The sequence below is a fragment of the Streptomyces sp. NPDC031210 genome, from assembly GCF_055570395.1.
Genome location: NZ_JBVIHH010000012.1, coordinates 251,461 through 277,003, shown reverse-complemented (window position 1 = coordinate 277,003; position 25,543 = coordinate 251,461). Strand labels below are relative to the sequence as shown.

24 protein-coding genes are annotated in these 25,543 nt (G+C 71.1%); 12 read left to right on the top strand and 12 right to left on the bottom strand.

Annotated features, from left to right (window positions below; translation table 11 throughout):
• Positions 1–6 precede the first annotated feature (6 nt).
• Positions 7–1,137: an allantoicase gene (gene alc, locus ACZ45Z_RS23035; RefSeq protein ID WP_468365374.1), complete on the bottom strand. Its 1,131-nt coding sequence runs from the start codon at positions 1,135–1,137 to the stop codon at positions 7–9.
• Positions 1,134–2,477, bottom strand: coding sequence for an allantoinase AllB (allB, locus tag ACZ45Z_RS23030; protein WP_468365372.1), 1,344 nt, complete (start codon positions 2,475–2,477; stop codon positions 1,134–1,136). Before allB ends, alc begins: the two co-directional genes overlap by 4 nt.
• 611 nt (positions 2,478–3,088) lie before the next feature.
• On the opposite strand from allB, the gene ACZ45Z_RS23025 reads away from it, so the two are divergent.
• Entirely contained in the window at positions 3,089–3,892 is an 804-nt protein-coding gene (locus ACZ45Z_RS23025) for an IclR family transcriptional regulator (protein ID WP_468365370.1), read from the top strand.
• Positions 3,893–4,036: 144 nt separating this feature from the next.
• On the opposite strand, the gene ACZ45Z_RS23020 is transcribed toward ACZ45Z_RS23025, so the two are convergent.
• Positions 4,037–4,372: a DUF5955 family protein gene (locus ACZ45Z_RS23020; protein ID WP_468365368.1), complete on the bottom strand. Its 336-nt coding sequence runs from the start codon at positions 4,370–4,372 to the stop codon at positions 4,037–4,039.
• 196 nt (positions 4,373–4,568) lie between these two features.
• The gene (locus tag ACZ45Z_RS23015) at positions 4,569–6,395 is read right to left on the bottom strand and encodes a serine/threonine-protein kinase (protein WP_468365366.1); all 1,827 of its coding nucleotides are present in this window, start codon (positions 6,393–6,395) and stop codon (positions 4,569–4,571) included.
• 338 nt (positions 6,396–6,733) lie between these two features.
• Between ACZ45Z_RS23015 and ACZ45Z_RS23010 the strand changes: the two genes are divergently transcribed.
• The 5 genes from ACZ45Z_RS23010 (at position 6,734) to ACZ45Z_RS22990 (ending at position 11,455) form a co-directional block, all read left to right on the top strand.
• Positions 6,734–6,958: a hypothetical protein gene (locus ACZ45Z_RS23010; protein ID WP_468365364.1), complete on the top strand. Its 225-nt coding sequence runs from the start codon at positions 6,734–6,736 to the stop codon at positions 6,956–6,958.
• A 109-nt stretch (positions 6,959–7,067) separates the two neighbouring features.
• Positions 7,068–7,736 carry a nucleotidyltransferase family protein gene (locus tag ACZ45Z_RS23005; RefSeq protein ID WP_468365362.1) on the top strand — a complete coding sequence of 223 codons (669 nt, stop codon included), beginning with the start codon at positions 7,068–7,070 and terminating at the stop codon, positions 7,734–7,736.
• 262 nt (positions 7,737–7,998) lie between these two features.
• Complete coding sequence (aceB, locus tag ACZ45Z_RS23000) at positions 7,999–9,627, top strand: malate synthase A (protein WP_468365360.1); 1,629 nt, start codon at positions 7,999–8,001, stop codon at positions 9,625–9,627.
• Between the two features lie 136 nt (positions 9,628–9,763).
• Positions 9,764–10,030 carry an SCO5918 family protein gene (locus ACZ45Z_RS22995; RefSeq protein WP_468365358.1) on the top strand — a complete coding sequence of 89 codons (267 nt, stop codon included), beginning with the start codon at positions 9,764–9,766 and terminating at the stop codon, positions 10,028–10,030.
• Between the two features lie 552 nt (positions 10,031–10,582).
• Positions 10,583–11,455 (top strand): chitosanase, encoded by an 873-nt coding sequence (locus tag ACZ45Z_RS22990; RefSeq protein WP_468365356.1) that lies wholly within the window; start codon positions 10,583–10,585, stop codon positions 11,453–11,455.
• Positions 11,456–11,531: 76 nt separating this feature from the next.
• On the opposite strand, the gene ACZ45Z_RS22985 is transcribed toward ACZ45Z_RS22990, so the two are convergent.
• From ACZ45Z_RS22985 to ACZ45Z_RS22950, 8 genes are all read right to left on the bottom strand, one after another.
• Positions 11,532–12,989 (bottom strand): nucleobase:cation symporter-2 family protein, encoded by a 1,458-nt coding sequence (locus ACZ45Z_RS22985; protein WP_468365353.1) that lies wholly within the window; start codon positions 12,987–12,989, stop codon positions 11,532–11,534.
• Positions 12,990–13,276: 287 nt separating this feature from the next.
• The gene (locus tag ACZ45Z_RS22980) at positions 13,277–14,677 is read right to left on the bottom strand and encodes an 8-oxoguanine deaminase (protein WP_468365350.1); all 1,401 of its coding nucleotides are present in this window, start codon (positions 14,675–14,677) and stop codon (positions 13,277–13,279) included.
• 79 nt (positions 14,678–14,756) lie between these two features.
• The gene (locus ACZ45Z_RS22975) at positions 14,757–16,160 is read right to left on the bottom strand and encodes a nucleobase:cation symporter-2 family protein (RefSeq protein WP_468365348.1); all 1,404 of its coding nucleotides are present in this window, start codon (positions 16,158–16,160) and stop codon (positions 14,757–14,759) included.
• A gap of 83 nt (positions 16,161–16,243) precedes the next feature.
• Positions 16,244–17,167, bottom strand: coding sequence for a factor-independent urate hydroxylase (pucL, locus tag ACZ45Z_RS22970; RefSeq protein WP_468365346.1), 924 nt, complete (start codon positions 17,165–17,167; stop codon positions 16,244–16,246).
• A gap of 7 nt (positions 17,168–17,174) precedes the next feature.
• Positions 17,175–17,582, bottom strand: a complete 408-nt coding sequence (gene uraH, locus ACZ45Z_RS22965) for a hydroxyisourate hydrolase (protein WP_468365343.1) — start codon at positions 17,580–17,582, stop codon at positions 17,175–17,177.
• On the bottom strand, positions 17,579–18,100 hold the full coding sequence (uraD, locus tag ACZ45Z_RS22960; RefSeq protein ID WP_468365341.1) for a 2-oxo-4-hydroxy-4-carboxy-5-ureidoimidazoline decarboxylase: 522 nt from the start codon (positions 18,098–18,100) through the stop codon (positions 17,579–17,581). Before uraD ends, uraH begins: the two co-directional genes overlap by 4 nt.
• A gap of 169 nt (positions 18,101–18,269) precedes the next feature.
• Positions 18,270–18,650 (bottom strand): helix-turn-helix domain-containing protein, encoded by a 381-nt coding sequence (locus tag ACZ45Z_RS22955; protein WP_468365338.1) that lies wholly within the window; start codon positions 18,648–18,650, stop codon positions 18,270–18,272.
• Positions 18,647–18,916, bottom strand: coding sequence for a YkoF family thiamine-binding protein (locus ACZ45Z_RS22950; RefSeq protein WP_468365336.1), 270 nt, complete (start codon positions 18,914–18,916; stop codon positions 18,647–18,649). Before ACZ45Z_RS22950 ends, ACZ45Z_RS22955 begins: the two co-directional genes overlap by 4 nt.
• Before the next feature lie 136 nt (positions 18,917–19,052).
• Here ACZ45Z_RS22950 and ACZ45Z_RS22945 point away from each other — a divergent pair, with 136 nt between their 5' ends.
• From ACZ45Z_RS22945 to ACZ45Z_RS22920, 6 genes are all read left to right on the top strand, one after another.
• Positions 19,053–19,892: a TIM barrel protein gene (locus tag ACZ45Z_RS22945; RefSeq protein ID WP_468365334.1), complete on the top strand. Its 840-nt coding sequence runs from the start codon at positions 19,053–19,055 to the stop codon at positions 19,890–19,892.
• 90 nt (positions 19,893–19,982) lie between these two features.
• Positions 19,983–20,879 carry a 2-hydroxy-3-oxopropionate reductase gene (locus ACZ45Z_RS22940; RefSeq protein ID WP_468365331.1) on the top strand — a complete coding sequence of 299 codons (897 nt, stop codon included), beginning with the start codon at positions 19,983–19,985 and terminating at the stop codon, positions 20,877–20,879.
• 4 nt (positions 20,880–20,883) lie between these two features.
• Positions 20,884–22,140, top strand: coding sequence for a thiamine pyrophosphate-binding protein (locus ACZ45Z_RS22935; RefSeq protein WP_468365328.1), 1,257 nt, complete (start codon positions 20,884–20,886; stop codon positions 22,138–22,140).
• Between the two features lie 198 nt (positions 22,141–22,338).
• Complete coding sequence (locus ACZ45Z_RS22930; RefSeq protein WP_468365438.1) at positions 22,339–23,796, top strand: catalase; 1,458 nt, start codon at positions 22,339–22,341, stop codon at positions 23,794–23,796.
• A gap of 540 nt (positions 23,797–24,336) precedes the next feature.
• Complete coding sequence (locus tag ACZ45Z_RS22925) at positions 24,337–25,080, top strand: hypothetical protein (protein WP_468365326.1); 744 nt, start codon at positions 24,337–24,339, stop codon at positions 25,078–25,080.
• Positions 25,081–25,156: 76 nt separating this feature from the next.
• A complete protein-coding gene (locus ACZ45Z_RS22920) occupies positions 25,157–25,531 on the top strand; it encodes an MmcQ/YjbR family DNA-binding protein (RefSeq protein ID WP_468365323.1) in 375 nt (124 codons plus the stop codon).
• Positions 25,532–25,543 lie beyond the last annotated feature (12 nt).

Sequence of the window (25,543 nt, the reverse complement as noted above, 5' to 3'; positions counted from 1 at the left end):
GACCGGTCAGCCGCTCAACTCCCGGTGGCGGGCGGCGAGCCGGCGCTCGCCCTCCTCGGTGAGGGAGCCGTGCAGCCGGAGCCGGGCGATGCCGCCGTCGGGGTAGATGTCCATCCGTACGTGCGTGACGGCGGGTGCGTCCGTCAGCAGGAAGCGGTGGACGGTGTCGGGCTGGAGGCGGGTGCGGGGCAGCAGTTCGGTCCACTCGCCGTCGGGCCCGTTGCGGCCGGACAGGCTCGCCCAGCCCGCCGAGTTGCCCTTGAGGTAGCCGGTGTCGATCTCGACGGCGCGCAGCACCGACTGTTCGGCGAGGCGGTAGCGGACCCAGTCGTTGCCGGTGCCGCGGCGGCGCCGGGTTTCCCAGCCGTCGTCCATCTTGCGCGAGCGGCCCGGCTGGATGGTGTTCGTGGGCGAGGAGTAGAAGCGGTCCGAGGCGTCCTCCACCTGGCCGCCGTTCTCCAGCGCGACGACGTCGAAGGTGCCCAGCGCGGCGAGCCAGCGGGGCGCGGGGACGACCTCGCCGTGCACCCGGAGGCGGGCGATGCCGCCGTCGGGGTGCTGGTTGAGGCGCAGGTGCGTGAAGCGCTGTTCGGCGTGGACGGCGAAGCCGTTGGCGGCGTGGCCCCCGATGGCGGTGCGCGGGACGAGAGGGGTCCACTCGACGTCGCCGGCGAGGAGTTCGGCGGGCGACGGGGAGCCCTCGACGCAGGCGCCTTCGACGCTGACGGACTGCGGGTAGTTGCCGCGGAAGTGCGCGGTGTCGACGACGATGCCCCGGATCACGCCGGGCGCGCCGAGCCGGATCAGCGCCCAGTCGTGGTCCGCGTCCGCGGGGAAGGGCCGGGCGCCGTCGGTGCCGCGCCGGCGGCGGGTCTCCCAGCCGTCCATGATCTTGCCCTTGTGGCCGAAGGCTTCGGGGTCGAAGTGGGCGGGCTCGGGCTGCAGGAGGTTCTCGCGCTCGGCGAAGAACTCGTCGTTGGCGGCGGTCACGCCCGCGCCGAGCCGCCGGTCGGCCAGGTCGGGGAGGTGGGCGAACGGGAAGCCGGAAGGGCCGGGGCTGCGGTAGTCGGCGTACGGGTCGCCGCCGGTGTAGGGGCTCGCGTCGCCGGTGTAGCGGGGCAGGTCGGCGGGGGTCATGCGCGGTGCGGCCTTTCGAGGAGTTCGCCGGTGGGCTCGGCGAGCGTGGCGCCGTCGTTGATCATCCGGCCGCGCAGCCAGGTGGACCGCACGACGCCGTGCAGGGTCTTGCCGGCGTAGGCGGTGATCTTGTTGCGGTGCTGGAGGGCGGCCGGGTCGACGGTGAAGGTCTCCTCGGGGGCCAGGACCGCGAAGTCGGCGTCCCGGCCCGGCTCGATGGCGCCCTTGTGGTGCAGGCCGACGAGCGCGGCGGGGGCGGTGGCCATCCAGCGGACGACGTCGTCGAGGGTGTGGCCGCGCTCGCGGGCCGCGGTCCAGATGGCGGGCAGGCCGAGCTGGAGGGAGGAGATGCCGCCCCAGGCCGCGCCGAAGTCGGCGGTCTTGAGGTCGGCGGTGGACGGCGAGTGGTCGGAGACGACGCAGTCGATGGTGCCGTCGGCCAGGCCCTGCCACAGCGCGTCCTGGTTGGCGGCCTCGCGGATCGGCGGGCAGCACTTGAATTCCGTGGCGCCGTCGGGGATCTCCTCGGCGGTCAGGGTGAGGAAGTGCGGACAGGACTCGACGGTGATCTTGACGCCCTCGTTCTTGGCGGCGGCGATCAGCGGCAGCGCGTCGCTGGAGGACAGGTGCAGGACGTGGACCCGCGCGTCCAGCCGCTTGGCGAGGGCGATCAGCCCGGCGATCGCGTCGTCCTCACAGGCCCGGGGGCGGGAGGCGAGGAAGTCGGCGTACTTGGGGCCGTGCGGCTGCGGGGCGGCGTCGAGGTGTCCGGGGTCCTCGGCGTGCACGATCAGCAGGCCGTCGAAGCCGGCGATCTCACCGAGGGCGGCGGCCAGTTGTTCCTGGTCGAGCTGGGGGAACTCGTCGACGCCGGAGGGCGAGAGGAAGCACTTGAAGCCGAAGACCCCGGCGTCGAAGAGCGGGCGCAGGTCCTTGACGTTGCCGGGGATGGCGCCACCCCAGAAGCCGACGTCGATATGCGCCTTGGAGCGGGCGACCTCGCGCTTGGTGTCGAGGTTGTCGACGGTGGTGGTGGGCGGGAGGCTGTTGAGCGGCATGTCCACGAGGGTGGTGATACCGCCGGCCGCGGCCGCGCGGGTGGCCGTCCAGAAGCCTTCCCACTCGGTGCGTCCGGGGTCGTTGACGTGTACGTGGGTGTCCACGAGGCCGGGCAGCAGGACGTCGTCGCCGAAGTCCTCGACCCGCGCCCCGGCCGGGGCCTGGGCGTCGTACGGCAGCACCGCCGCGATCTTCCCGTCCCGGACGGTGACGGACGCGGCGCGCGTTCCCTGCGGGGTCACGACGCGCGTGGAGCGCAGCACCAGCTCTACCTGGGACACCCGGTCCCCTCCTCTTGTCGTTGTCTTCATGGTCGCGTGACGGCACGCGGGGCGCCACGGCCGCCGGCGAGCCGCAGTCCGGATGCCCGGTGCGCGGTGCGGAACGCGCGGTGGGGCGAGCGAGGCGGACCACCCGTTACGGAATCCACCCCTCCGGAATTCAACAGTCTGTTGAATGAGTCTTCACTCCGGACCGCGCCCCGTCAAGACCCCTCGGTCGGCACCTCACCCCCGCCCCTGACCTGCGAGGGGATGGAGCCCCGGGGGAAACCGGCCGACCGAGGCGGCGAGCCGGTCGCGACCGGAGGGCAGGGCCCGCCATCCAGTGACGTTCAAGCCCCGCCGGGAATGCGCATGACACTTCAACGATTTGGAGGATTCCACAGAATGGACAGTAGATTTCGCGTAGCAGAACGTCGCTACGGCCACTGGCACGGCCCGGGGATCGCGCGTAGGGGCTCACGCCGTGGGAGGCACGGGGCCTGACCGGCCAGAACGAGTGTGCGAGAGACGGTGTGCCCACGGGAGGGGACCGGTAGGCTGCTGCGGTCGGGCCCGGCGCCCGCAAGTCTTGCCGAGACCGATCTGACCCGCCCCGAAAGGAACGCGCCGTGCCGCCGTCCAGCGCCAGCACCTCCGCCGCCGAAGCCAAGCCCGCAGGCGCCAGCGGCGGCGTCCAGTCCCTTGAGCGCGCCTTCGACCTGCTGGAGCGGATGGCCGACGCCGGCGGCGAGGTCGGGCTGAGCGAGCTGTCCAGCAGCAGCGGACTGCCGCTGCCGACCATCCACCGCCTGATGCGCACGCTCGTCGCCTGCGGCTACGTCCGCCAGCAGCCCAACCGCCGGTACGCGCTCGGCCCCCGCCTGATCCGGCTGGGCGAGAGCGCCTCACGCCTGCTCGGCACCTGGGCCCGGCCGTTCCTGGCCCGGCTGGTCGAGGAGACCGGCGAGACCGCCAACATGGCGCTGCTCGACGGTGACGAGATCGTCTACGTCGCCCAGGTGCCGTCCCGGCACGCGGTGCGGATGTTCACCGAGGTCGGCCGGCGGGTGCTGCCGCACTCCACCGGCGTGGGCAAGGCCCTGCTGGCCAACCACCCGCCCGAGGAGGTCCGCGCGCTGCTCGGCCGTACGGGCATGCCCTCCGCGACCGAGAAGACGATCACCGACCCGGAGACCTTCCTGGAGGCGCTCGCCGACGTCCGCCGGCTCGGCTACGCCGTGGACGACAACGAGCAGGAGATCGGCGTCCGCTGCTTCGCGGTGCCGGTCCCCAACTCCCCCACCTCGGCGGCGATCTCCATCTCCGGTCCGACGGGCCGGGTGACGGAGGCGTCGACGGAGAAGATCGTGCCGGTGCTCCAGGAGATCGCGGCCCAGTTGTCGGTGGCGCTCGCCAACCAGTCGCCGGCCTGACGGGAGCCGGACGGCGGTCACCGCACTTCCAGCGGTCACCGCACCGACGACGGTCAGCGCGCCGGGCCGGGTGGCACGCCCCGGCCCGGAGGCCCCGCGCCCGGGCCCGGATGCCCATGCCCCGGCACGGACGCCCGCGCCGCCTCACCGGCCGCGCGGCAGCTCCCCGAAGCGGTCGACGCCCTCGCGGACGGCGCTCAGCGCCGGCCACAGCGCGCTGACCGAGCCGACCGCACCCGCGATCAGCAGCAGCGAACGACGCAGCCGCGGCACCTCGGGCAGCCCGTGGCTGACCATCGCGTCCAGCGCGGCGAGTTCGTCATCGGCGACCGCCCGGTCCGGTAACTCCCCTGGCAACAGGGCGAGTTGGCGGCGCAGCCGAGCCACCGCCGCACGCAGCTCCCGGATCCGGGGGTCGCATTCGACCCCGGCCACCGGCCCCTGCCTCTGCCCCTGTTCCACAACGACGGTGTCCTCCAAGGCCGTTGCCCCTTCCCGCAGTGCGGGACAGTTAACGCCACTCTGCGGTGACCGCGCCATACGGAGAGCGAAAAAATCGGATCACCGGCCGGATCCGGCGCTCGAAAGACGGAAATCCCCGCCACGGCCGGACATCCGGCCCTGACGGGGATCGCGATCCGAGGCGGCCTGCCCTACGGGCTGCCGGCGCCGCCGGTCAGGAAGTCTCCTCGGCCTCCACGGCGTTGCGCCACACCCGCACATCGACGGTCATGTACCTGCTGGGGGCCGACTCGGGCGCGTAGCCCTTGACCGTGATCAGCGCGACATGGCCGTAGGTCGTGGTCAGGCACATCTGCGCGCCCTTGGCGAGGAGCTTGGTCGGGACGGTCTTGGTGAACCGCGTCTCGCTGCGGCAGGTCTCCAGCGAACCCTCCTGGCCGGAGTTGAGCAGGACCAGTTTGCCGGTCTCAGTGGTCACCGAGTCGTCGGAGTAGTCGTAGTCCTCGTACTTGAAGTCGCTGTCCGAGGAGTTGTCCGCGTTGCTCGGCTTGACGGGCTCGTCGGCCATCGACAGGTGGTACTCGTCGGGCAGGTTGATGCCCTTGTAGTCCACCGGTTCCGGGTCCTCCACGACGGAGGTGTCGTCGGACTCCTCGTCGTCCTGCGCGGGGTCGGTGCCGGGGGTCGTGCCGCCGGTGGGCTTCTGCGAGACGTCGCTGTTCTTCTTCTTTTTGTCGGCCTGGTCGCTCTTCTTGCCGTCGTCCTTCATGAAGTAGTAGACGGCTCCGCCGCCCGCCCCCGCGAAGACCAGCAGGCAGACCAGGACCAGGGCGGTCACCAGGCCCTTGCGCTTCTTCTTCGGCGGCGGCTGCGGGGCGGGCACGGCGGTGGTCGGGCCGGTCGATCCGGCCCCGCCGGGCGGCGCGACGGGGGTCGCCGCGGTGGCGGTGGGCGCGTAGGCCGCGGGACCGAAGCCGGGCGGCGGGGTCTGCGGGTGGTTCAGGGCGGTCGGCACGGGCTGGACCGGGGGCGCCGGCTGGGTGGGCGGCTGGTGGGGCTGGGTCGGCGGCTGGGCCGGGGCCTGCGGGGCGGCGGTCGGCGCCGGCGGCTCCAGCGGAGGCGGCGGGGTCTGCGCGGGCGCCGGGGCGGCCGTGCGCGTGGTGATGTCGGCGGCGACGGCGGTGGGCAGCCACTCCTCGGGACGGCGCAACTGCGTCTGGCCGGAGGCGGCGCCGCACAGCGCGATGACCTCGGCGACGGACGGCCGGGCCGCGGGGTCCTTGCTCAGGCAGCGGGTGACCAACTCCCGCAGCTCCTCCGGGAGTCCGGTCAGATCCGGCTCCTCGTGGACGATGCGGTAGAGCACGCCGTGCGAGGTGCCCTCGCCGAAGGCCGGGGTGCCGATGGCCGCGTACGCCGCGACCTGGCCGAGCGCGAAGATGTCGGTGGCCGGGGTGATGGTGCTGCCCGCGGCCTGCTCCGGCGCCATGAAGGTGGGGGTGCCGACGGTGACGCCGCTGCTGGTGAGGGAGGTGGCGTCGGCGGCGCGGGCGATTCCGAAGTCGATGACGCGCGGGCCGTCGGCGGCCAGCAGGACGTTGGACGGCTTCAGGTCGCGGTGGACGATGCCCGCGCCGTGGATGACCTGGAGCGCCTCGGCGATGCCGGCGACCAGCAGCAGCACGGTCGGGACCGGAAGGCGGCCGTGCGCGGCGACGGCCGCGGAGAGCGAGGGGCCGGGGACGTAGGCGGTGGCCAGCCAGGGGCTGGGGCCTTCGGCGTCGCTGTCGATGACCGGGGCCGTGAACAGGCCCTGGACGCGCTGCGCGGACTGCACCTCCTGCTGGAAGCGGCGGCGGAACTCCGCGTCCTCGCTGAACTCGGGCCGGATCACCTTGATGGCCACCGGCCGGCCGCCGGGGGTGTAGGAGAGATAGACCTTGCCCATGCCGCCGGAGCCGAGCTTCGCCGTGAGGCGGTACCCCGCGATCACCCGCGGGTCGTCACCTTCCAACGGCTGGAAGACTCCGGACGGGCCCACACTTTTCACCACTACGTCCCCCGACTCAGAAAATGGGCCCGCCGCGCCTGCGTGCCGGCCTCGAAATCCGCAACGGGGCAGCACTTTATCCGGCCTCGCGCCACACCGTGACATCGCGGCGGGCGATCGTACGCGTTGTCCGAAGAGCCGGTTTCGCGGCCGGTGGCCCGTCGCGCGCGCCGCGCGTACCCCGAAGGGGAGCTGACCACACGTCAGCACGGATGTTCCCCATGCCACCCGTTGGCGTGAGCGTCCGCGATCCGATGCGTATGGCCCGGCGGGATGGAGCATTCTCCCTTCCGGGAAATGTCCGGCATATCACAGGATCGGAGACTGCTATGGAGTCCCACCCCGGCCCCGGCACCGGACCGGACCATCGCCGCGTCAGCGTCGTACAACTCATCTGCCGCGCCTACGGCCTGACGGACGCGTCCGAGATCACCGTGGAACACATACGCCGTTACGTCGCCGAACGCCGGCTGGTGGAGGACAGAACGCACCAGCTCCGCGACCGGCTGCGCCCACGGATTCCGCACCCCCGGGCGGCAGGCGACGCGGCATGAGGCGGCGCGGCGCCCCACCCGGCGCCGCGCCCCGCAGGGCCACGACCTCAAGGCCGCACTCCCAACTCCCGTGCGGTAAGCAGTCCTCATGGCACCCACGAAACCCACAATGCCCCCGTCGCCCACGCCACCACCACCGCTGACCGGACCGCGACAGGCGGCACGGACGACGCAGACGGACCGGCCGCCCCAGGGAAAGGTCGCCGGGCTGCTGCTCGCCGCGGGCGGCGGGCGGCGGCTGGGCGGACGCCCCAAGGCACTGCTCGAACACCGGGGACGGCCGCTGGTCGAACACGCCGCGGCCGCCCTGCGCGACGGCGGCTGCCACCCGGTGCACATCGTGCTGGGCGCGTCAGCCGGCGCCGTCCGCGAACGGGCCGACCTGTCGGCGTACACCACCTGGGAGAACCCCGACTGGGCGCAGGGGATGGGGACTTCGCTGCGGGTGGGGCTGGCGGCGCTGGCCGGATCGGGGGCGGACGCGGTGGTCGTGGCGCTGGTGGACCAGCCGGGCATCGGGGCCGCGGCGGTGGCGCGCGTGGCCGCCGCGTACGAGGGCGCCGGTTCGCTGGCGTGCGCGGCGTACGAGGGGCGGCGCGGGCATCCGGCGCTGTTCGGGTCTGAACGGTGGGCGGACATCGCCGCGAGCGCGGAGGGTGACCGGGGTGCGCGCGCCTATCTGCGCCGGCACGCGGCCGAGATCACCCTGGTCGAGTGCGCGGATGTCGCCGAGGAGTACGACATCGACACTCCGGAGGATCTGCGCAAGCTGGAGTGAGCGGGCCGAGGGCGCCCCGATGGGTGATGGAGAGTGACCGGGGTGGCACCCAGAGACATTCGATCACGACTTCTGTCGACTCTGAGAATCTCGATATCAACAAACCATTGAAGTTCCGCGATAAGGAAACTACTCTCCACTGGTCAGAAGCGCCCTGTACCCAGACGGCGCCCGCGACCGCATCTCGGAGCCCACGGCACCCCGTGCCGTTTGTGCGTTCCCGGCGGCCGCCAGGCACCGCCGCTGAATGGAGTGACAGCTCATGTCCGCACCAGCGCCGTCCCCGCTGGCCATCGTCGAAGTCGACCCCGCCCACACCCCCGCACGGCAGGGCGAGGTCCTCACCGACGCCGCCCTCGCCTTCGTGGCCGAGCTCCACCGGCGGTTCACCCCGCGGCGCGACGAGCTGCTCGCCCGCCGCGCCGCACGCCGGGCCGAGATCGCCCGGACCAGCACCCTGGACTTCCTCCCCGAGACCGCGCACATCCGCGCGGACGACACGTGGAAGGTCGCCGACGCGCCCGCCGCGCTCAACGACCGCCGGGTGGAGATCACCGGTCCCACCGACCGCAAGATGACCATCAACGCGCTCAACTCCGGCGCGAAGGTCTGGCTCGCCGACTTCGAGGACGCCTCGGCGCCCACGTGGGAGAACGTCGTCACCGGTCAGCTCAACCTGATCGACGCCTACGAGCGGCGGATCGACTTCACCGACGCCCGCTCGGGCAAGTCCTACGCGCTGCGGCCGGCCGGGGAGCTCGCCACCGTCGTGATGCGCCCGCGCGGCTGGCACCTCGACGAGCGCCACCTGCAGTTCGAGGGCCGCCCGGTCCCCGGCGCGCTGGTCGACTTCGGCCTGTACTTCTTCCACAACGCCCAGCGGCTGCTGGACCTCGGCAAGGGCCCGTACTTCTACCTGCCCAAGACCGAGTCGCACCTCGAAGCGCGCCTGTGGAACGACATCTTCGTCTTCGCCCAGGACTACGTCGGCATCCCCCAGGGCACCGTCCGCGCGACCGTCCTCATCGAGACGATCACCGCCGCGTACGAGATGGAGGAGATCCTCTACGAGCTGCGCGACCACGCCTCGGGCCTGAACGCGGGCCGCTGGGACTACCTCTTCTCCATCGTCAAGAACTTCCGTGACGGCGGCGCCAAGTTCGTCCTGCCCGACCGCAACGCGGTCACGATGACGGCCCCCTTCATGCGCGCCTACACCGAACTGCTCGTCCGCACCTGCCACAAGCGCGGCGCGCACGCCATCGGCGGCATGGCGGCCTTCATCCCCAACCGCCGCGACCCCGAGGCCAACGAGCGGGCCATGGCCAAGGTCAAGAACGACAAGGACCGCGAGGCCGGCGACGGCTTCGACGGCTCCTGGGTCGCCCACCCCGACCTGGTCCCCGTCGCCCGCGCCAGCTTCGACGCCGTCCTCGGCGACAAGCCCCACCAGAAGGACCGGCTGCGCGAGGACGTCCGCGTCACCGCCGCGGACCTCATCGCGATCGACTCCCTGGACGCCAAGCCCACCTACCAGGGCCTGGTCGACGCCGTGCAGGTCGGCACCCGCTACATCGAGGCGTGGCTGCGCGGCCTGGGCGCCGTCGCCATCTTCGGCCTGATGGAGGACGCCGCCACCGCCGAGATCTCCCGCTCCCAGATCTGGCAGTGGGTCGACGCCGGCGTCGTCTTCGAGAACGGCGAGAAGGCCACGGCCGACCTGGTGCGCACCGTCGCCGCCAAGGCCCTGTCCGACATCCGCGCCGAAATCGGCGAGGAAGCCTTCACCTCCGGCAAGTGGCAGCAGGCCCACGACCTCCTCCTGAAGGTCTCCCTCGACGCCGACTACGCGGACTTCCTGACGCTGCCGGCGTATGAGCTGCTGGGCTGATGACCGAGGGCCCCGGTGAGAGCCGGGTCCCGCCCGCCGAAAGGCCCCGGCCCACCCCGGTCGGGGCCTTTCCGGTGGGCGGATTCATGAGAGGCTGAGGACTCGGGCTTCATTCCTGCTCACCCTTTGTTGAGGCATGATGCGTGTCACCATCGCCGGCGTTTTCTTCTACCTCCAGGCGAGTGAGGTGGAGCAGAAGATGAGTGCGGTCGAACCTGAGCCGATCGACGGTGAGTCCGTTGTGGTCGGCACCACCGCCTATCCCGTCAAGCAGGTCGGTCGGATCGTCACCGGTCAGGACCCCCGGGACTTCAGCACGGGCGAGATCGTGCGAGCGCTGCGCCAGCTCGGGTTCACCTGCAAGCCGCGGCCGGCGGCCTCCGAGCCGACGCCGTTCCTCTGACCGGACGGAACCGCCCGCCCCGGCCGCGTTCCTCTGTTGTCCTGCGCCGGTCTCGGCGCACCGGGCAGGTCGTGGTGTGCCGCCTCGGTGCGTGGTGTGCCGCCTCGGTGCGGTGTGCGTAGGGCGCGACCGGGGCGGTCGGCGGGCGCTGTGAGCGCGGGAGCGGTGGCGCGGCGCGGCGACGGCCGGTGACGCGCCCGTACGGCCGCCCGAGTTTCGCCCTCTTCCTGGAGTACGCCAGTACGCCGCCCGGGCCGATCCACCTCCTGGACTCCGCCGCCCGGCCCCCGTCCGCTTCCCGGAGTCGCCGCCCGGCCCGATCCGCGCGCGTCCATGGAGCGCGGATGGCAGGCATTTCTCGTGGGGAGCGCGCGGTGGATGCGGCGCTGCCCGCGTTTCAGGGGTGGCGGTTGTGGCCGGAGAGGTCAATTCCTGGCGTGGAGGCCCTAGTTGGTGGTGTCGGGCGGGTGTACGGTCTGTCGCGCTTCTGGTAGGAAAGCTTCCTAACGATTGGGGAACCCCCCACGGCCCCGCTCCGGACTGGAGGAATCCATGCGCACCCGATCGATAGGCAAAGCCGTGCCCAGGACCGTCACCCGCGTCGCCCTCGGCCTCGCCCTGCTCGCCGTACCGGCGACCGCCGTCGCCACCACGGTGATCCCGGGCGACCACGGCCCGGCCGCGGCCCATGCCGCACCGCACGCCGCGCGGGCCGCGGCGGGTCTGGACGACCCGGCGAAGAAGGAGATCGCGATGCAACTGGTCTCCAGTGCCGAGAACTCCTCGCTGGACTGGAAGGCCCAGCACAAGTACATCGAGGACATCGGGGACGGCCGCGGCTACACCGGCGGCATCATCGGCTTCTGTTCCGGTACGCACGACATGCTGGAGCTCGTCGAGCTCTACACCGAGCGGAAGCCGGACAACGTCCTGGCCAAGTACCTGCCCGCACTGCGGGAGGTGGACGGCAGCGATTCGCACGAGGGGCTGGACCCGGGCTTCACCAGGGACTGGAAGAAGGCCGCGCAGGACAGCGCGTTCCAGAAGGCGCAGAACGACGAACGGGACCGGGTGTACTTCAACCCCGCGGTCAAGCGGGGCAAGAGCGACGGGATCGGCGTGCTGGGCCAGTTCGCGTACTACGACGCGCTCGTGATGCACGGCGACGGTGACGACAGCACCGGCTTCTCCAGCATCCGCAGGCGTGCGCTGGCCAAGGCCAAGCCGCCGGCCCAGGGCGGCGACGAGAAGACCTACCTGGACGCCTTCCTCGACGCCCGGGTGTGGGCGATGAAGCAGGAGGAGGCGCACAGCGACACCAGCCGCGTCGACACCGCGCAGCGCGTGTTCCTCAAGAAGGGCAACCTCGATCTGCGTACGCCGCTGGACTGGAAGGTCTACGGGGACAGCTTCCACATCGGCTGACACGCCTCGACGGCCCGTACGGGAACGGTGACTTCCGCTCCCTACGGGCCGTCATGTGTCCTCAGGCGGCGCGGGCTCAGTGCGCGGGGGCCGCCGCGGGCTCGGTGGAGTCCTGGTCACCGCGGTGCGGCTGCTCGGGTATGTCCACCTCGCCGTGGCCGCCACCGGCGTCGGCGTCGAGCGGGTCCGCGTCCGGCGCCTTCTTGCCGAAGTGGTTGAAGGCGAGGTTGAGGACGATGGCGATGAGGCAGCCGGTGCTGATGCCGGAGTCGAGGACGACGAGCAGGTCCTTGGGGAAGTGGTGGTAGAACTCCGGCGCGGCGATCGGGATCAGACCGATGCCGACGGCCGCCGCGACGATCAGCGCGTTCTCGCCCTTCTCCATCGCGGCGGAGGCCAGCGTCTGGATGCCGCTGGCGGCGACCGAACCGAACAGGACGATGCCGGCGCCGCCGAGGACCGGCAGCGGGACGAGGGAGATCACCGAGGCGGCCACCGGGCACAGGCCGAGCACGATGAGGATCAGGCCGCTGGTGGCCACGACGAAGCGGCTGCGCACCTTGGTCATCGCGACCAGGCCGATGTTCTGCGCGAAGGCGCTGTTGGCGAAGCCGTTGAACAGCGGGCTGAGGGCCGTACCGAGGGTGTCGGCGCGCAGGCCGCCCTCGATGGTCCGCTCGTCCGCCGGACGGTCGACGATCTTGCCGAGGGCGAGCATGTCGGCCGTCGACTCGGTCATGCAGACCAGCATCACGATGCACATCGAGACGATGGCGGCTATCTCGAACTGCGGGGCGCCGAAGTGGAACGGCGTCGGGAAGCCGACGAGGTCGGCCTTGGCCATGGCGGAGAAGTCGGTGATGCCGACGGGGATCGCGATCAGCGTGCCGGCCACCAGACCGAGCAGGATCGAGATCTGCTGGAGGAAGCCACGCAGCACCCGGCGCAGCACCAGCACGATGAGGAAGGTCAGCCCGGCCATCGCGATGTTCGTCAGCGAGCCGTAGTCCGGGGCCTGGGCGTTGCCGCCCTGCGACCAGTTGAAGGCCACCGGGAGCAGCGAGACGCCGATCAGGGTGATGACGGTGCCGGTGACCACGGGCGGGAAGAAGCGTACGAGCTTGGAGAAGTAGGGGGCGAGCACGAAGCCCAGCACACCGGCGACGATCACCGCCCCGAAGATGATGGGCAGGGCGTTCTCGGGGCTCTCGGCCTTGCCGATGGCGACCATCGGGGTGACACCGGCGAAGGAGACGCCGTTGACGAACGGCAGCTTGGCGCCGACCTTCCAAAAGCCCAGCGTCTGCAACAGGGTGGCGATGCCGGCGGTGAAGAGGGAGGCGCCCATCAAGAACGCGGTCTCGGCGGGGCTCAGGCCGCAGGCCGGCCCCACGATCATCGGCGGGGCGACCACGCCCGCGTACATCGCGGCCACGTGCTGGAGGCCGCTGGTGAACATTTTGAAGGGCGGGAGGGTTTCGTCGACCGGATGCTTCCGGTCCTCCTCCGGCTTCTGCCCGGGAGTTGCGGCCACTGCGGGCCTCCTGTCGATTTCTGCGTCGTCGAGACCCGACGAGGCGAGGCTGTCACGGAGGGCGTGCGTTGTGGTGCGGTGGTGCGAGAAGCCGCGCTGGTGGGCGGTGTTGCGGTGGGGCGGCGCTTGTGGCGCCTGGGGGGCGGTACGTGGGGTGACCGGCCCGGGGGTGCAAGGGTGATCCCCACACCCCCGGGGTCCGGCGCTTGTGGATCCCGCTCGGATCCACAAGCCCGGCCGGAAGCCGTCCCTCCCGGCCGAGTCTGTTGGGTAAGGCCACCAAGGGATCAGCCCTCGGAGGCGATACGGGCCAGGCGCTGCGCCTCGGCACGCGCGGTGCGGGCGATGGCGTCCTCGTCCACATTGGTGAGGTGGTTGTCCTCGACGACCGGCTTGCCGTCCACCAGGGACAGCGTGACCGGGGCCGCCGCGCCGAAGACCAGCGCGGTGACCGGGTCGGCGATGGAGGAGTGGCCGATGCCGTCCAGCTTCCACATCACCAGGTCGGCGAGCTTGCCGGCCTCCAGCGAGCCGATCTCGGCGGTACGGCCGAGGACCTGCGCGCCACCGTAGGTGCCCAGGCGCAGGGCCTTGCGGGCGTTGAGGGCGGCTTCGCGGTGGGCGCCGAGGCGGTTGATGAGCAGCGCGTTGCGCAGCTCGGTGTGCAGCTCGCCCGACTCGTTGGAGGCGGTGCCGTCCACGCCGAGGCCGACGGGGACGCCGGCCGCGAGCATGTCGGGGACGCGGGCGATGCCGGCGGCGAGGCGGGCGTTGGAGGACGGGCAGTGCGCGACGCCGGTGCCGGTGCGGGCGAAGGCGGCGATGTCGGAGTCGTTCATGTGGACGCAGTGCGCCATCCACACGTCGTCACCGAGCCAGCCCGTCGACTCGAAGTAGTCGGTGGGGCCCATGCCGAAGAGCTCGTGGCAGAACTTCTCCTCCTCGACGGTCTCCGAGCCGTGGGTGTGCATCCGCACACCCTTGCGGCGCGCCAGCTTGGCGCCCTCCCGCAGGAGTTCGGTGGAGATGGAGAAGGGAGAACAGGGGGCGGCGGCGATGTGCACCATCGAGCCGAAGGAGGAGTCGTGGTGCTTGTCGATGGCCTCCTCGGTGCCCAGCAGGGCGCCCTCGGTGGTCTCGACGGCGAAGTCCGGGGGCAGGCCGCCGTCCTTGACGCTGCGGTCCATCGAGCCGCGGGCGAGCGTGATCCGGGCGCCGATCTCAGCGACGGCCGCGAGCTCGGCGGAGACGAGGTCACCGGAGCCCTGGGGGAAGACGTAGTGGTGGTCGGAGGCGGTGGTGACGCCGCCCTTGACCATCATGCCGAGCGAGCCCTGGGTGGCCGCGGCGAGCATCGGGGCGTCGATGCGGGCCCACGTCGGGTAGAGCGCGACCAGCCAGTTGAACAGGTTGTGGTCGGTGGCGAGACCCCGGGTGATCCACTGGTAGAAGTGGTGGTGGGTGTTGATCAGACCGGGGGTGACCAGGTGTCCCGTGCCGTCGACGCGGCGGACGACGCCCGTGAGGCCCTCGGGGGCCTTGCCGGCGCCGACCGACTCGATGACGTTCCCGGCGACGACGACGTGACCGGTGGCGTATTCGGTGTCGTTGGCGTCGACGGTCGCGATGGCGCAGTTCTCGATGACGATGCGCTCGACCGCGCTGTCAAGGGATGCCGATGCAGCCATGGTGCTTTCCTCACTAATCTGACTGGCGTTGGGGGGTCCCCCTGGACGTCGGAGTCCTTGGGGAGGGCACGGCATGGCCCTACGGGATTTGAGTGCCGGAGCCGGGCGAGGCGGCTGACAGTACCGCCGCCCGTGGTGCGCTCCGGGTGCCGAGATGGTGGAAGAAGAGGTTGAGCAGGACCGCGACGAGCGCTCCGGCGCTGATCCCGGAGCCGAGCACGGTCTGTGCCCAGGCGGGGAAGTCGGCGTAGAAGGTCGGCGCGGCGAGCGGGATGATGCCGGCGCCGAGCGACACGGCCACCAGGATGATGTTGGAGCTGTCGTCGAGACCGGCTTCGGAGAGCGTACGGATGCCGCTGACCGCGATCGATCCGAACAGGACGATACCGGCGCCGCCGAGGACCGGCATCGGTACGAGCGAGACGACCGCGCCGAGGACCGGGAAGGCGCCGAGGACGAGCAGTGTGCCGCCGGCCAGGGCGACGACGTACCGGCTGCGCACCCGGGTCAGCGAGACCACGCCGACGTTCTGGGCGAAGGCGCTGGTGGGGAAACCGCCGAAGACGGGGCCGAGGAGGGTGGCGACCCCGTCGGTGCGCAGTCCGCGGGTGAGGGTGGCGCCGGTGGTCGGGCGGTCGCAGATCTCGCCCAGGGCCAGCATGCCGGCCGACGACTCCGTCATCAGTACGAGCATCACGATGCACAGGGAGAGGATCGCGGCGGGCTGGAACTCGGGGGCGCCGAAGGAGAAGGGGGTGGGCAGCGCGGCGACCGGGGCCGCGCGCAGCCCGTCGAAGCTCGCCATCCCGAAGGGCAGGGCGGCGAGGGTGCCGACGATCAGGCCCAGCAGGAGCGCGATCTGCTTGACGAAGCCCTTGGTGAAGCGCTGGATGAGCAGGATCACCAGGAGGGTGAAGCCGGCGAGCGCGAGGTTGCGCAGGGCGCCGAAGTCGGCGGCGTGCTCGTCGCCGCCCTGCGCCCAGCCGACCGGGACGGGCATCAGGGTGACGCCGATGAGGGTGATGACGACGCCGGTGACCAGCGGCGGGAAGAAGCGAAGCAGTCTGCCGAAGAACGGGCCGACGGCGAGGCAGAAGACTCCGGCGACCATCACCGCGCCGTAGATGGCGGGGAGTTGGTGGCCTTTGGCGCTGGTCTCGGCGATGGCCAGCATCGGGGTGATGCCGGCGGAGCTGGCCGCGTTGACGAACGGCAGGCGGTTGCCGGCGAACTTGCCCGCGCCGAGGGTCTGGAGGAGCGTCGCGAGCCCGGCGATGAGCAGGCCGGCGGCGATCAGCCGGGTCCGGCCCGCGGTGTCCAGGCCGACGGCCTGGCCGATGATGAGCGGAGGGGTGACGACGCCGGCGTACATGGCGGCGATGTGCTGGAGGGCGGCGGGGATCAGCCGCTTGACCGCCGGCTTCTCATCCACCGGATGGACCGGTGGCCGGGGGTGGTGCGGGGCTTGCGAGTGCTGTGCCATGGGTGGTCGTTCCCCTCGGGATTCGCGCCCCTCCCCTGTGCGAACGGGGAGGGGCCGCGAGGCACGGCGCCGCGTCGGAGCCGTCAGAGGTTGGTCATATCCAGCGGGATCCGGGCTTCGACACCGTCGCGCAGAACAGTGGCTTCGATCAGGCCGTACGGGCGGTCCGCCGCGTAGTAGACCTCGTTGTCGTTCTTCAGGCCGAACGGCTCCAGATCCACCAGGAAGTGGTGCTTGTTCGGGAGCGAGAAGCGGATCTCGTCGACCTCGGAACGGTTGTTGATGATGCGCGAACCCATTTGGTACAGGGTCTGCTGGAGGGAGAGGCTGTAGGTCTCCGCGAAGGCCTGCAGCATGTGCTTCTTGACCTGCTCGTAGGACCGCTCCCAGTTGGGCATCCGCTGCTCGTCGTCGGTCCAGTTGAACCGCCAGCGGCTGGACACCTCGGTGGCGAGGATGCGGTCGTACGCCTCCTTGAGGGTCGTGTACTTGTCCTTGATGTAGCCCCAGAACTCCGAGTTGGTGGAGTTCATGACGACGAGGTCCTTCAGGCCGGAGATGACCTGCCAGCTCTCACCGTCGTAGGTGATCTCGGTCAGGCGGGTCTCCTGGCCCTTGCGGGCGAAGGAGTGCTTGACCTCGTCGGACCCGATGAAGCGGGAGTTGTTGTCGGCGGTGGCGATCCGCTCCCAGGCGTACTCCTCGATGCGGATCCGCGCCTTCTTGATCGGCTCCTGGCTGGTCACGAAGTGCCGGGCCAGGTGGATGCCGAACTGCTCGGCCGACTCGATCCCGTACTCCTTGGCGAAGGCGTACACGGTGTTCTTCGTCGTGTCGGTGGGCAGGCAGTTGGCGTTGGAGCCGGAGAGGTGGACCTCTTCCAGGTCGCCGGAGAGGGCGACCGAGACGTTCAGGTCCTTGATGTGGTGGGTCTCGCCGTCGCGGGTGATCTTGACGACGCGGTTTTCCGCTTTGCCGTACTGGTTCTGGCCGAGAATCGTGGGCATGTCGGTGCTAGCTCCCTCGGTATACGGAGTAGCCGAACGGGTTGAGCAGCAGCGGTACGTGATAGTGCTCGCCCGGCTTGACGGCAAAGGTGATTGCCACCTCCGGGAAGAAAGCTCCGCTGTCCCTTACGCGGGGGGCGTCCTGCTGTTCCTCGGCTTGCTGGTGTGCCTTGTGGTGGACGAAGTACTCCTCGACGGCGAAGTCGAGGCGTACGTGGGTGGTGCCTTCCGGCAGGGCCGGCAGATCCTTGCAACGCCCGTCCGCATCGGTCTTGGAGGCGCCGTGAGCGGTCCAGGCGCCGTCGCTGCCGGAGCGCACCGCGAGCGTGAGGGCGACGCCCTCCGCGGGGCGGCCGACGCTGGTGTCCAGGATGTGCGTGGACACCGACGTCGAGCCGGCCGTCTCGCTGCTCATGCTGCGTCTCCTTCTGCGAGTTCCGTGAGGCGGGTCAGGCGAATGCGGTTGATCTTGCCGAGCTCCGTGCGAACGATCTCCCGTTCCTGTTCCGGAGTGTTGTCGATCCGGTGACGGACCGCGTCCCGCATCTGCTCTCCGGTCCGGCCGGAGGCGCAGATGAGGAAGACATGACCGAACTTCTCCTGGTAGGCCAGGTTCAGTTCGAGCATCTCCGCCTTGAGCGCTTCGGAGGCGCCGGCCATCCCGCTCTGCTCGCGGGAGGAGGTCGGATCGCCCGGCTTCGGCCGGCCGATGGGCGGGTGCCCGGCCATCGCCTCGGCAAGGTCCGCCGCGCTCAGCTCGGCCATGGCGGCGTCGCTGGCGGCGAACAGGGCGTCCGCGGTGGCGTACGGGCGCTGGGCGAGAATCCTGCTCCCCCACGCCCGGCTGGCACACACCTCGTGCAGTGCGGCCAGGGCCGTACTGTCGTCGGCGGTGTTGAACCGGGTGAGACCCGGGGTCGAACTCGAAGACACGGGAAGCCTCCGTGGCCTGGTGCTTGACGGCTCTGCTTGGCTGGAAACAGCTAAGACCCCCGGCAACATCCCGTCAACACTTTGTTGAAAACTCGGGGCACAAAAGCCGCCGTCCGGGTAACCCGGACGGCGGCCCGGCACCCGGGCCGGACCCGGTGACCGCTTCGCCTCAGTCGGTGGCCTTCGCGGCGTTTTCCCTGTTCAGGTAGTTGTAGACGGTGAAACGGGAGACGCCGAGGGCGCCCGCGACCGTCTCGACGCCGTGCCGGACGGAGAAGGCGCCGCGGGTCTCCAGAATCCGGACGACCGACTGCTTGGTCTTCCGGTCCAGCTCGGCGAGCGGCATGCCGTGCCGGCGCTGCAGCTCGGCGAGGATGTGGTCGAGCGAGTCGGACAGGTGCGGGAGCCGCACGGCCACCCGCTCCTCCCCCTCCCAGGTCAGCACGACGTCGTCGCCCTGCGCCAGGCCCGGCGCGACCATCTCGCCGCCCATCGCGTCCACGAGCGGCTTGACCGCTTGGACGAACGGGTGGTCCGCAGGCTCGGTCATGTGTCGCTCCCCTCGGGCCCGCCGTCTTCCGCGATCACATTGACCTGGAGGGAGACGCGGGTGGCGCCGGCCCCCAGGGAGTCGCGCAGCAGGGCGGACACCGCGCCCAGGACCCGTTCGGCGTCGCCCTCGGCCGTATTACCGAACGGCCCGACGTCCACGGCGTCCAGCCCGGCGCCCGTGACGATGTCGCGCGCCACCACCGCATGAGCCGGGGCCTCGTCCAGGTCGAACGGCTCCGTCGTGAATTCCACTCTCAATCGCACGCCGCTCAACCTACGCGCGGTTGGGCCCGGCGACCAGAAATTGGCCCCGGGCCCCCTTGACAGCCTTGGAGCCCGCCAGGCAATGTTCCATTACGCAGAAAGTAAGTTCCGCTATCCGGAAGGAGCGCCGGCCCTCATGGGTTTCTCGGACACGCGCTTCAACGTCAATCTGTCGATCCTGTTCACCGAGCTTCCGTTGCTGGAGCGGCCGGCGGCCGCGCGGGCGGCGGGGTTCACGGCGGTGGAGTTGTGGTGGCCGTGGGTGGATGCCCCGGTGCCGGAGCGGTCGGAGCTGGACGCGCTGCGCGAGGCGCTGAACGACGCGGGGACGGCGTTGGTGGGGCTGAACTTCTACGCGGGGCAGTTGCCGGGCCCTGATCGTGGTGCGCTGTCGGTGCCGGGTGAGGAGTCGGACAAGTTCCGTGCCAATGTCCCGGTGGCGATCGAGTTCGCGACGTCGCTGGGCTGCACCACCTTCAACGCCCTCTACGGCAACCGGGTGGAGGGGGTTTCGCCGGAGGAGCAGGACGCGCTGGCGCTGGAGAACCTGACCTTCGCCGCGCGGGCGGTGGGCGAGGTGGGCGGCACGCTGCTGATCGAGGCGCTCAACGCGCCCGAGTCGCCGAAGTGCCCGATCGTCTCCGCGCCGAAGGCCATCGAGATCGTCGACGCGGTCAACGCCGCGACCGGCCTGGACAACGCGAAGTTCCTGATGGACCTCTACCACCTGTCGATGAACGGCGAGGACCTGGAGAAGGTCATCGACACCTGCACGGCCAAGACCGCGCATGTACAGATCGCCGACAACCCCGGCCGCGGCGCGCCGGGTACCGGGTCGCTGGACCTGGCCGCGCTGCTGGACCAACTGCGCGAGCGGGGCTACACGGGCTACACCGGCCTGGAGTACAAGCCCGGCGACGGCCCCAGCGCCGAGGCGTTCGGCTGGCTGCCCGCCGCCCACCGCGCCGCCCACTGACCACCACCCCACCAACCCGGCCGGGTCAGGTTCGGTTGGTGCGGTCGCTTGCGTCACCGAAAACGTTTGAGTGTGAAAGAGGCTTCGCAGATGAGTAACCTTCCCAAGATCGCGTGGATCGGGCTGGGCATCATGGGCTCGCCCATGGCCGAGAACCTGCTCAAGGCCGGCTACAGCGTCTCCGGCTACACCCTGGAGGCCGACAAGCTCCAGCGGCTGGCCGAGGCCGGCGGCACCGCCGCCACCTCCATCGCCGACGCCGTACGCGACGCGGACGTGATCATCACGATGGTGCCGGCCTCCCCCCAGGTCGAGGCCATCGCCTACGGCCCCGACGGCATCCTGGACAACGCCCGCTCCGGCGCCCTGCTGATCGACATGTCCTCCATCACCCCCCAGACCTCCATCGACCTGGCCAAGGCCGCCGGCCACAAGGGCATCCGAGTCCTGGACGCCCCCGTCTCCGGCGGCGAGGCCGGCGCCATCGAGGCCGTCCTGTCCATCATGGTCGGCGGTGAGCAGGCCGACTTCGACACCGCCCTGCCCCTCCTCCAGGCCCTGGGCAAGACCATCGTGCTGTGCGGCCCGCACGGCTCCGGCCAGACGGTCAAGGCCGCCAACCAGCTCATCGTCGCCGTCAACATCCAAGCCTGCGCCGAAGCCGTCGTCTTCCTGGAGAAGTCCGGCGTCGACCTGGCCGCCGCCCTCGACGTCCTCAACGGCGGCCTGGCCGGCTCCACCGTCCTGACCCGCAAGAAGGACAACTTCAAAAACCGCGACTTCCGGCCCGGCTTCCGCATCGACCTCCACCACAAGGACATGGGCATCGTCACCGACGCCGCCCGCAACGTCGGCGCCGCCCTGCCCGTCGGCACCGTCGTCGCCAACCTCGTCGCCTCCCTGCGCGCCCAGGGCGACGGCAACCTCGACCACTCCGCCCTCCTGCGCGGCGTCGAACGCCTCTCCGGACACACCACCGAAAGCTGAGTCCATGGCGGCGCAGCGGGTTCCCGCCATACGGGCGGCGGTCCAGATCATGAAGGACGAAGGCGTCGACACCGTCTTCGGCTGTCCCGGTGCCGCTCTTCTCCCGCTGTACGCGGCGATGGAGGAGGCCGGCGGCATCGCGCACCTCACGGCGCGCCACGAAGAGGGCGCCGCGTTCATGGCGGACGGCTGGGCCCGGACGACCGGGCGGCCCGGTGTCGCCGCGGTGGCCGCGGGTCCGGGAGCCGCGCGGCTGGTCACCGGCCTGTACGCCGCCCAGCAGGACGCGGTGGCGCTGGTCTGCGTCACCGGGCGGGCGGCGGCCGGCACCCACCGGCCGGCCGGCTCGCTGCGCCAGGACCCCTGCCGGCCGCCCGATCTGGTCCGGCTCGCCGGCCCGGTCACCAAACGGGCCGAGCGGATCGAGGATCCGGCGCGGATCCCGGGGGCCTTCCGCGAGGCGTTCGCGCTCGCGCGGGAGGGGCGACCGGGTCCGGTACTGATCGATGTCCCGGCCGATCTGGCCGTGGCGGAGATCGGTGACGACGCCGGGCGGGCCGACCGGCTCGCCTTCCGCCCGCCCCGGTCCGGGGCCCTGCGACCACCCGGGGCGACGCGCACGGAGTGCCCTGACAGCGCCGTGCGCGCGCCCTGGGTCCTGGCGGAGCTCGACGAGATCTTCGGCCCCGGGGATCCGTCCGGGGCGGCGGTGTACTTCGTGGGCGGCCCGGGTGCCGGCTACCCCGCGACGTCGGCGACGGTGCCCCGGTGCCACCGGCTGCCCGGCGCGGGCGGCCCGCCGGGCTGGGAGGTGCCGGCCGCGATCGGCGTCCGTACGGCCCTGGATTCCCGGGGCGAGCGGGACGCCGAGGTCGTCGCGGTCGTCGACGGGGGCGGTTTCCCGTTCATGGCCGAGGAACTGGCGGTCGCGGCGCGGTACGGCGTGCCGTTCGTGCTGATCATGCTCACCCCCGGGTACCCCGGTCCGCCCCGGCGGTCCGATGGCGGGTACCCCCGCGAACTTCCGGTCGACGTCCATTACGACGAGCGGCTCACCGACCACGTGAAGCTCATGGAGGCGTACGGCTGCGCAGGCCGTGGCGCCGTCGATCCGGCGGAACTCCGCTCGGCGGTCGAGTGGGCCCGTAAGGAAGCCGTCTCGACGCGGCGGCCGGTCCTCGTGGAGGTCCCGGTCGGGCGCGTGCCGGCTTCCGGCGGTCCACCGGCAGCGCATGTGCCGGAGTTCACTTTCGGGAGGTAACTCCCGAAAACCCCGAGTTTCCGGGCGGTGGTCGCGCTGACACCTGTCCTGTCGCGCCCAGGCGCGGCCGCCGCCCGGAACACCACCAGCTTTGTTTCAACAAACTGTTGACGTTTGGTCGGAGCTGTTCTTACGCTCCGACATGCGGAAGCCAACTTCCGCGCTCTCGTACGGAAGGTCACCATGTCGAAGCCCACGCTGACGGCGCGCACTCTCACTACGGAGGCAGGCGCCCCCGTCGCCGACAACCAGAACTCCGCCACCGCCGGCGTCGGCGGCCCGATCATCCTCCAGGACCAGCACCTGCTGGAGAAGCTCGCCCGCTTCAATCGCGAGCGCATCCCGGAGCGCGTCGTCCACGCCCGTGGCTCCGGCGCGTACGGCTACTTCGAGGTGACCGACGACGTCACCGGCTTCACCCGCGCCGACTTCCTCAACACCGTCGGCAAGCGGACCGAGACGTTCATCCGCTTCTCGACCGTCGCCGACAACCTCGGCGGCCCGGACGCGGCCCGCGACCCGCGCGGCTTCGCCCTGAAGTTCTACACCGAAGAGGGCAACTACGACCTCGTCGGCAACAACACCCCGGTGTTCTTCATCAAGGACCCGATCAAGTTCCCCGACTTCATCCACTCGCAGAAGCGCGACCCCTTCACGGGCAAGCAGGAGCCGGACAACGTCTGGGACTTCTGGGCGCACGCCCCCGAGGCCACCCACCAGATCACCTGGCTCATGGGCGACCGCGGCATCCCGGCCTCCTACCGCCACATGAACGGCTACGGCTCGCACACCTACCAGTGGACGAACGCCGAGGGCGAGGCCTTCTTCGTCAAGTACCACTTCAAGACCAACCAGGGCATCCGCTGCCTGAGCAGCGAGCAGGGCGCCGAGCTGGCGGGCAAGGACCCCAACAGCCACCAGACCGACCTGCTCCAGTCCATCGAGCGCGGCGTCTACCCCTCGTGGACCCTCTACGTGCAGATCATGCCGGCGGCCGAGGCGGCGGACTACCGCTTCAACCCGTTCGACCTGACCAAGGTGTGGCCGCACGCCGACTACCCGCTCCAGCGGGTCGGCCGCCTGGTGCTGGACCGCAACCCGGACAACGTCTTCGCCGAGGTCGAGCAGTCCGCGTTCTCGCCGAACAACTTCGTGCCCGGCATCGGCCCGTCCCCGGACAAGATGCTCCAGGGCCGGCTGTTCGCCTACGCCGACGCGCACCGCTACCGCCTGGGCGTCAACCACACCCAGCTCCCGGTGAACGCCCCCAAGGCGACCACCGCCAACAACTACGGCCGGGACGGCCTGATGGCGGCCAACGCCTACGACCGGCACGCGAAGAACTACGAGCCCAACTCCTACAGCGGCCCGGTCCAGACGAACCAGCCGCTCTCCGCCCCGCTCGCCGTCTCCGGCTTCGTCGGCACGCACGAGGCGCCGGCGCACACCAAGGACGACGACTTCTTCCAGGCCGGTGAGCTCTACCGTCTGATGTCGGAGGAGGAGAAGAGCCGTCTGGTGGACAACATCGCCGGCGGCCTCTCCCAGGTCAGCCGCGACGACGTGATCGAGAAGAACCTCGCTCACTTCCACGCCGCCGACCAGGACTACGGCAAGCGCGTCGAGGCCCGCGTCCGCGAGCTGCGCGAGGACTGACGGGAGGTCAGCATCCTTGCGCATCCGTACCGGCCGGCCCGTTGAGGGGTGGTCGGCCGGTACGGAGAGGTTGTGCGGAGCTCCGCGGCACGCGGGGAGATACCAGTGCGGTGGCAGCGCTCACCCGATAGGGATGGGTGAGCCTCTTCCCCGCCGCGGAGCCCGCCTCCTCCAAGCCCCACCCGGAACCCGCGGTACCCGGAACCCGCGGTACCCGGTACCCGGGTTCCAGCCCCTCTCCCAGACTCCGTCCGGCGGTGCGATGTCCTGTCGCGCCCAACTCTCGCGCTGCCGGGCGGGAACCACTCGCGAGGCCCGGCGTCCGTACGGTCACGGATGCCGGGCCCCGTGCGCGTACGCGGCGCGTGCGAGGCCGGTGCGCCCCGCGCGCCCCTGCCCGCGCGCTCCGGGACTCCCCCGGTTTCTCCCCCGACCTGCGGCTCTCTGCGCGATTTCGGCCCCCGGCGGCCGGTTTTGGAGAGACCATGGAAGGCAGCAGCAGAGCCGTCCTGTCTGCCGACCTACCGCCAGGAGCCCACCATGGCCGACAGCGTGCCGGTGCGGTGCCCCACGTGCCGCCCCGAGAACGCCTTCACCCCGCCCACCTTCCCGTGCGCGTGCGGTGCCCCGCTGACGATGCCCGTACTGCGCGGCGGGGTGCCCGTCGAGATACTCCACCGCACCTGGCAGTCCTCCTGGGTCCAGGTGCGCTGCGAGGTCTGCGGGCGGCAGGACGAGTGGCCGGCGCCGGAGTCGGGCTGCGCGTGCGGGACCGTGGTCCGCGTCCCGGTCTCGCCCGTGCCCGTCCCGCCGCCCCTCTTCCCGGCCGCCGGCCCGCACGGCACCCCCGCGCCGCTGCCCGCGACCGCGGCCGGCGCCCGGCCCGCCGTGCTGCGGCCCGCGTTCCGCCCGGTGACGATCCGTACGGCCCGTGACTGCGTCACCGCCGCCGCGCAGTATCTGAAGTGGCTGGGTTACGCCGATGTCGCCCGCACCCAGGAGCGGACCGCCTCCGGGGTCGATCTGCGCGGCACCGGGGTGGTCGCCCAGGTCGATCCGACCACCCGCTCCACCACCCTCCGCGAGATCGAATGCGTCTGGCTCAACGGCCTCAACGACTCCGCCATCGCCGTCTTCTTCTCCCTGGCCGGCTACGCCCGCGATGCCCGCTCCCGCGCCGACGAACTGCACATCCCGCTGTTCGTCATGGACCTCACGGGCACCCCGCAGCCGGTCAACGACCCGGCGGACGAACTGATCAAGTACGGCGCGACGGGGCGGTGAGCCGGGGGCGGGCGGAGAGCCGACGACGAGCCCGGCCCGGGGCCGCCGTCGCCCCGCGGATGGTCATAATGCACGGATGATCGACGCGAACGCCCTGCGGTCCGCCTGCCTGGAGTTCAACGGCGCGACCGAGGAATTCCCCTTTCCACGGCACCCGGACGTCTCGACCTTCAAGGTCGGCGCCAAGATCTTCGCGCTGACCACGCTGACGGCCGCGCCGCTCACCGTGAGCCTCAAATGCGAGCCGGAACTCGCCGAGCGGCTGCGGGCGGCGCACCCGGAGGTGGTGCCCGGTTACCACCTCAACAAGCGGCACTGGAACACCGTTTCCCTGGAGGGCGACCTCCCCGACCGGATGATCCTCGACATGATCGAGGACTCCTACGACCTCGTCGTCGCCTCGCTCCCCCGCGCCCAGCGCCTCCTGCTCGACTGGCCGGGAGAGCGCTGAGCGCGGAAAAGA

Coding starts and splice junctions, on each gene's coding strand:
- alc (WP_468365374.1), bottom strand. CDS start 1,137: ATGACCCCCGCCGACCTGCCCCGCTACACCGGCGACGCGAGCCCCTAC.
- ACZ45Z_RS23010 (WP_468365364.1), top strand. CDS start 6,734: ATGGAGTCCCACCCCGGCCCCGGCACCGGACCGGACCATCGCCGCGTC.
- ACZ45Z_RS23005 (WP_468365362.1), top strand. CDS start 7,068: ATGCCCCCGTCGCCCACGCCACCACCACCGCTGACCGGACCGCGACAG.
- aceB (WP_468365360.1), top strand. CDS start 7,999: ATGTCCGCACCAGCGCCGTCCCCGCTGGCCATCGTCGAAGTCGACCCC.
- ACZ45Z_RS22995 (WP_468365358.1), top strand. CDS start 9,764: ATGATGCGTGTCACCATCGCCGGCGTTTTCTTCTACCTCCAGGCGAGT.
- ACZ45Z_RS22990 (WP_468365356.1), top strand. CDS start 10,583: ATGCGCACCCGATCGATAGGCAAAGCCGTGCCCAGGACCGTCACCCGC.
- ACZ45Z_RS22980 (WP_468365350.1), bottom strand. CDS start 14,677: ATGGCTGCATCGGCATCCCTTGACAGCGCGGTCGAGCGCATCGTCATC.
- ACZ45Z_RS22975 (WP_468365348.1), bottom strand. CDS start 16,160: ATGGCACAGCACTCGCAAGCCCCGCACCACCCCCGGCCACCGGTCCAT.
- pucL (WP_468365346.1), bottom strand. CDS start 17,167: ATGCCCACGATTCTCGGCCAGAACCAGTACGGCAAAGCGGAAAACCGC.
- uraH (WP_468365343.1), bottom strand. CDS start 17,582: ATGAGCAGCGAGACGGCCGGCTCGACGTCGGTGTCCACGCACATCCTG.
- ACZ45Z_RS22955 (WP_468365338.1), bottom strand. CDS start 18,650: ATGACCGAGCCTGCGGACCACCCGTTCGTCCAAGCGGTCAAGCCGCTC.
- ACZ45Z_RS22945 (WP_468365334.1), top strand. CDS start 19,053: ATGGGTTTCTCGGACACGCGCTTCAACGTCAATCTGTCGATCCTGTTC.
- ACZ45Z_RS22940 (WP_468365331.1), top strand. CDS start 19,983: ATGAGTAACCTTCCCAAGATCGCGTGGATCGGGCTGGGCATCATGGGC.
- ACZ45Z_RS22935 (WP_468365328.1), top strand. CDS start 20,884: ATGGCGGCGCAGCGGGTTCCCGCCATACGGGCGGCGGTCCAGATCATG.
- ACZ45Z_RS22925 (WP_468365326.1), top strand. CDS start 24,337: ATGGCCGACAGCGTGCCGGTGCGGTGCCCCACGTGCCGCCCCGAGAAC.
- ACZ45Z_RS22920 (WP_468365323.1), top strand. CDS start 25,157: ATGATCGACGCGAACGCCCTGCGGTCCGCCTGCCTGGAGTTCAACGGC.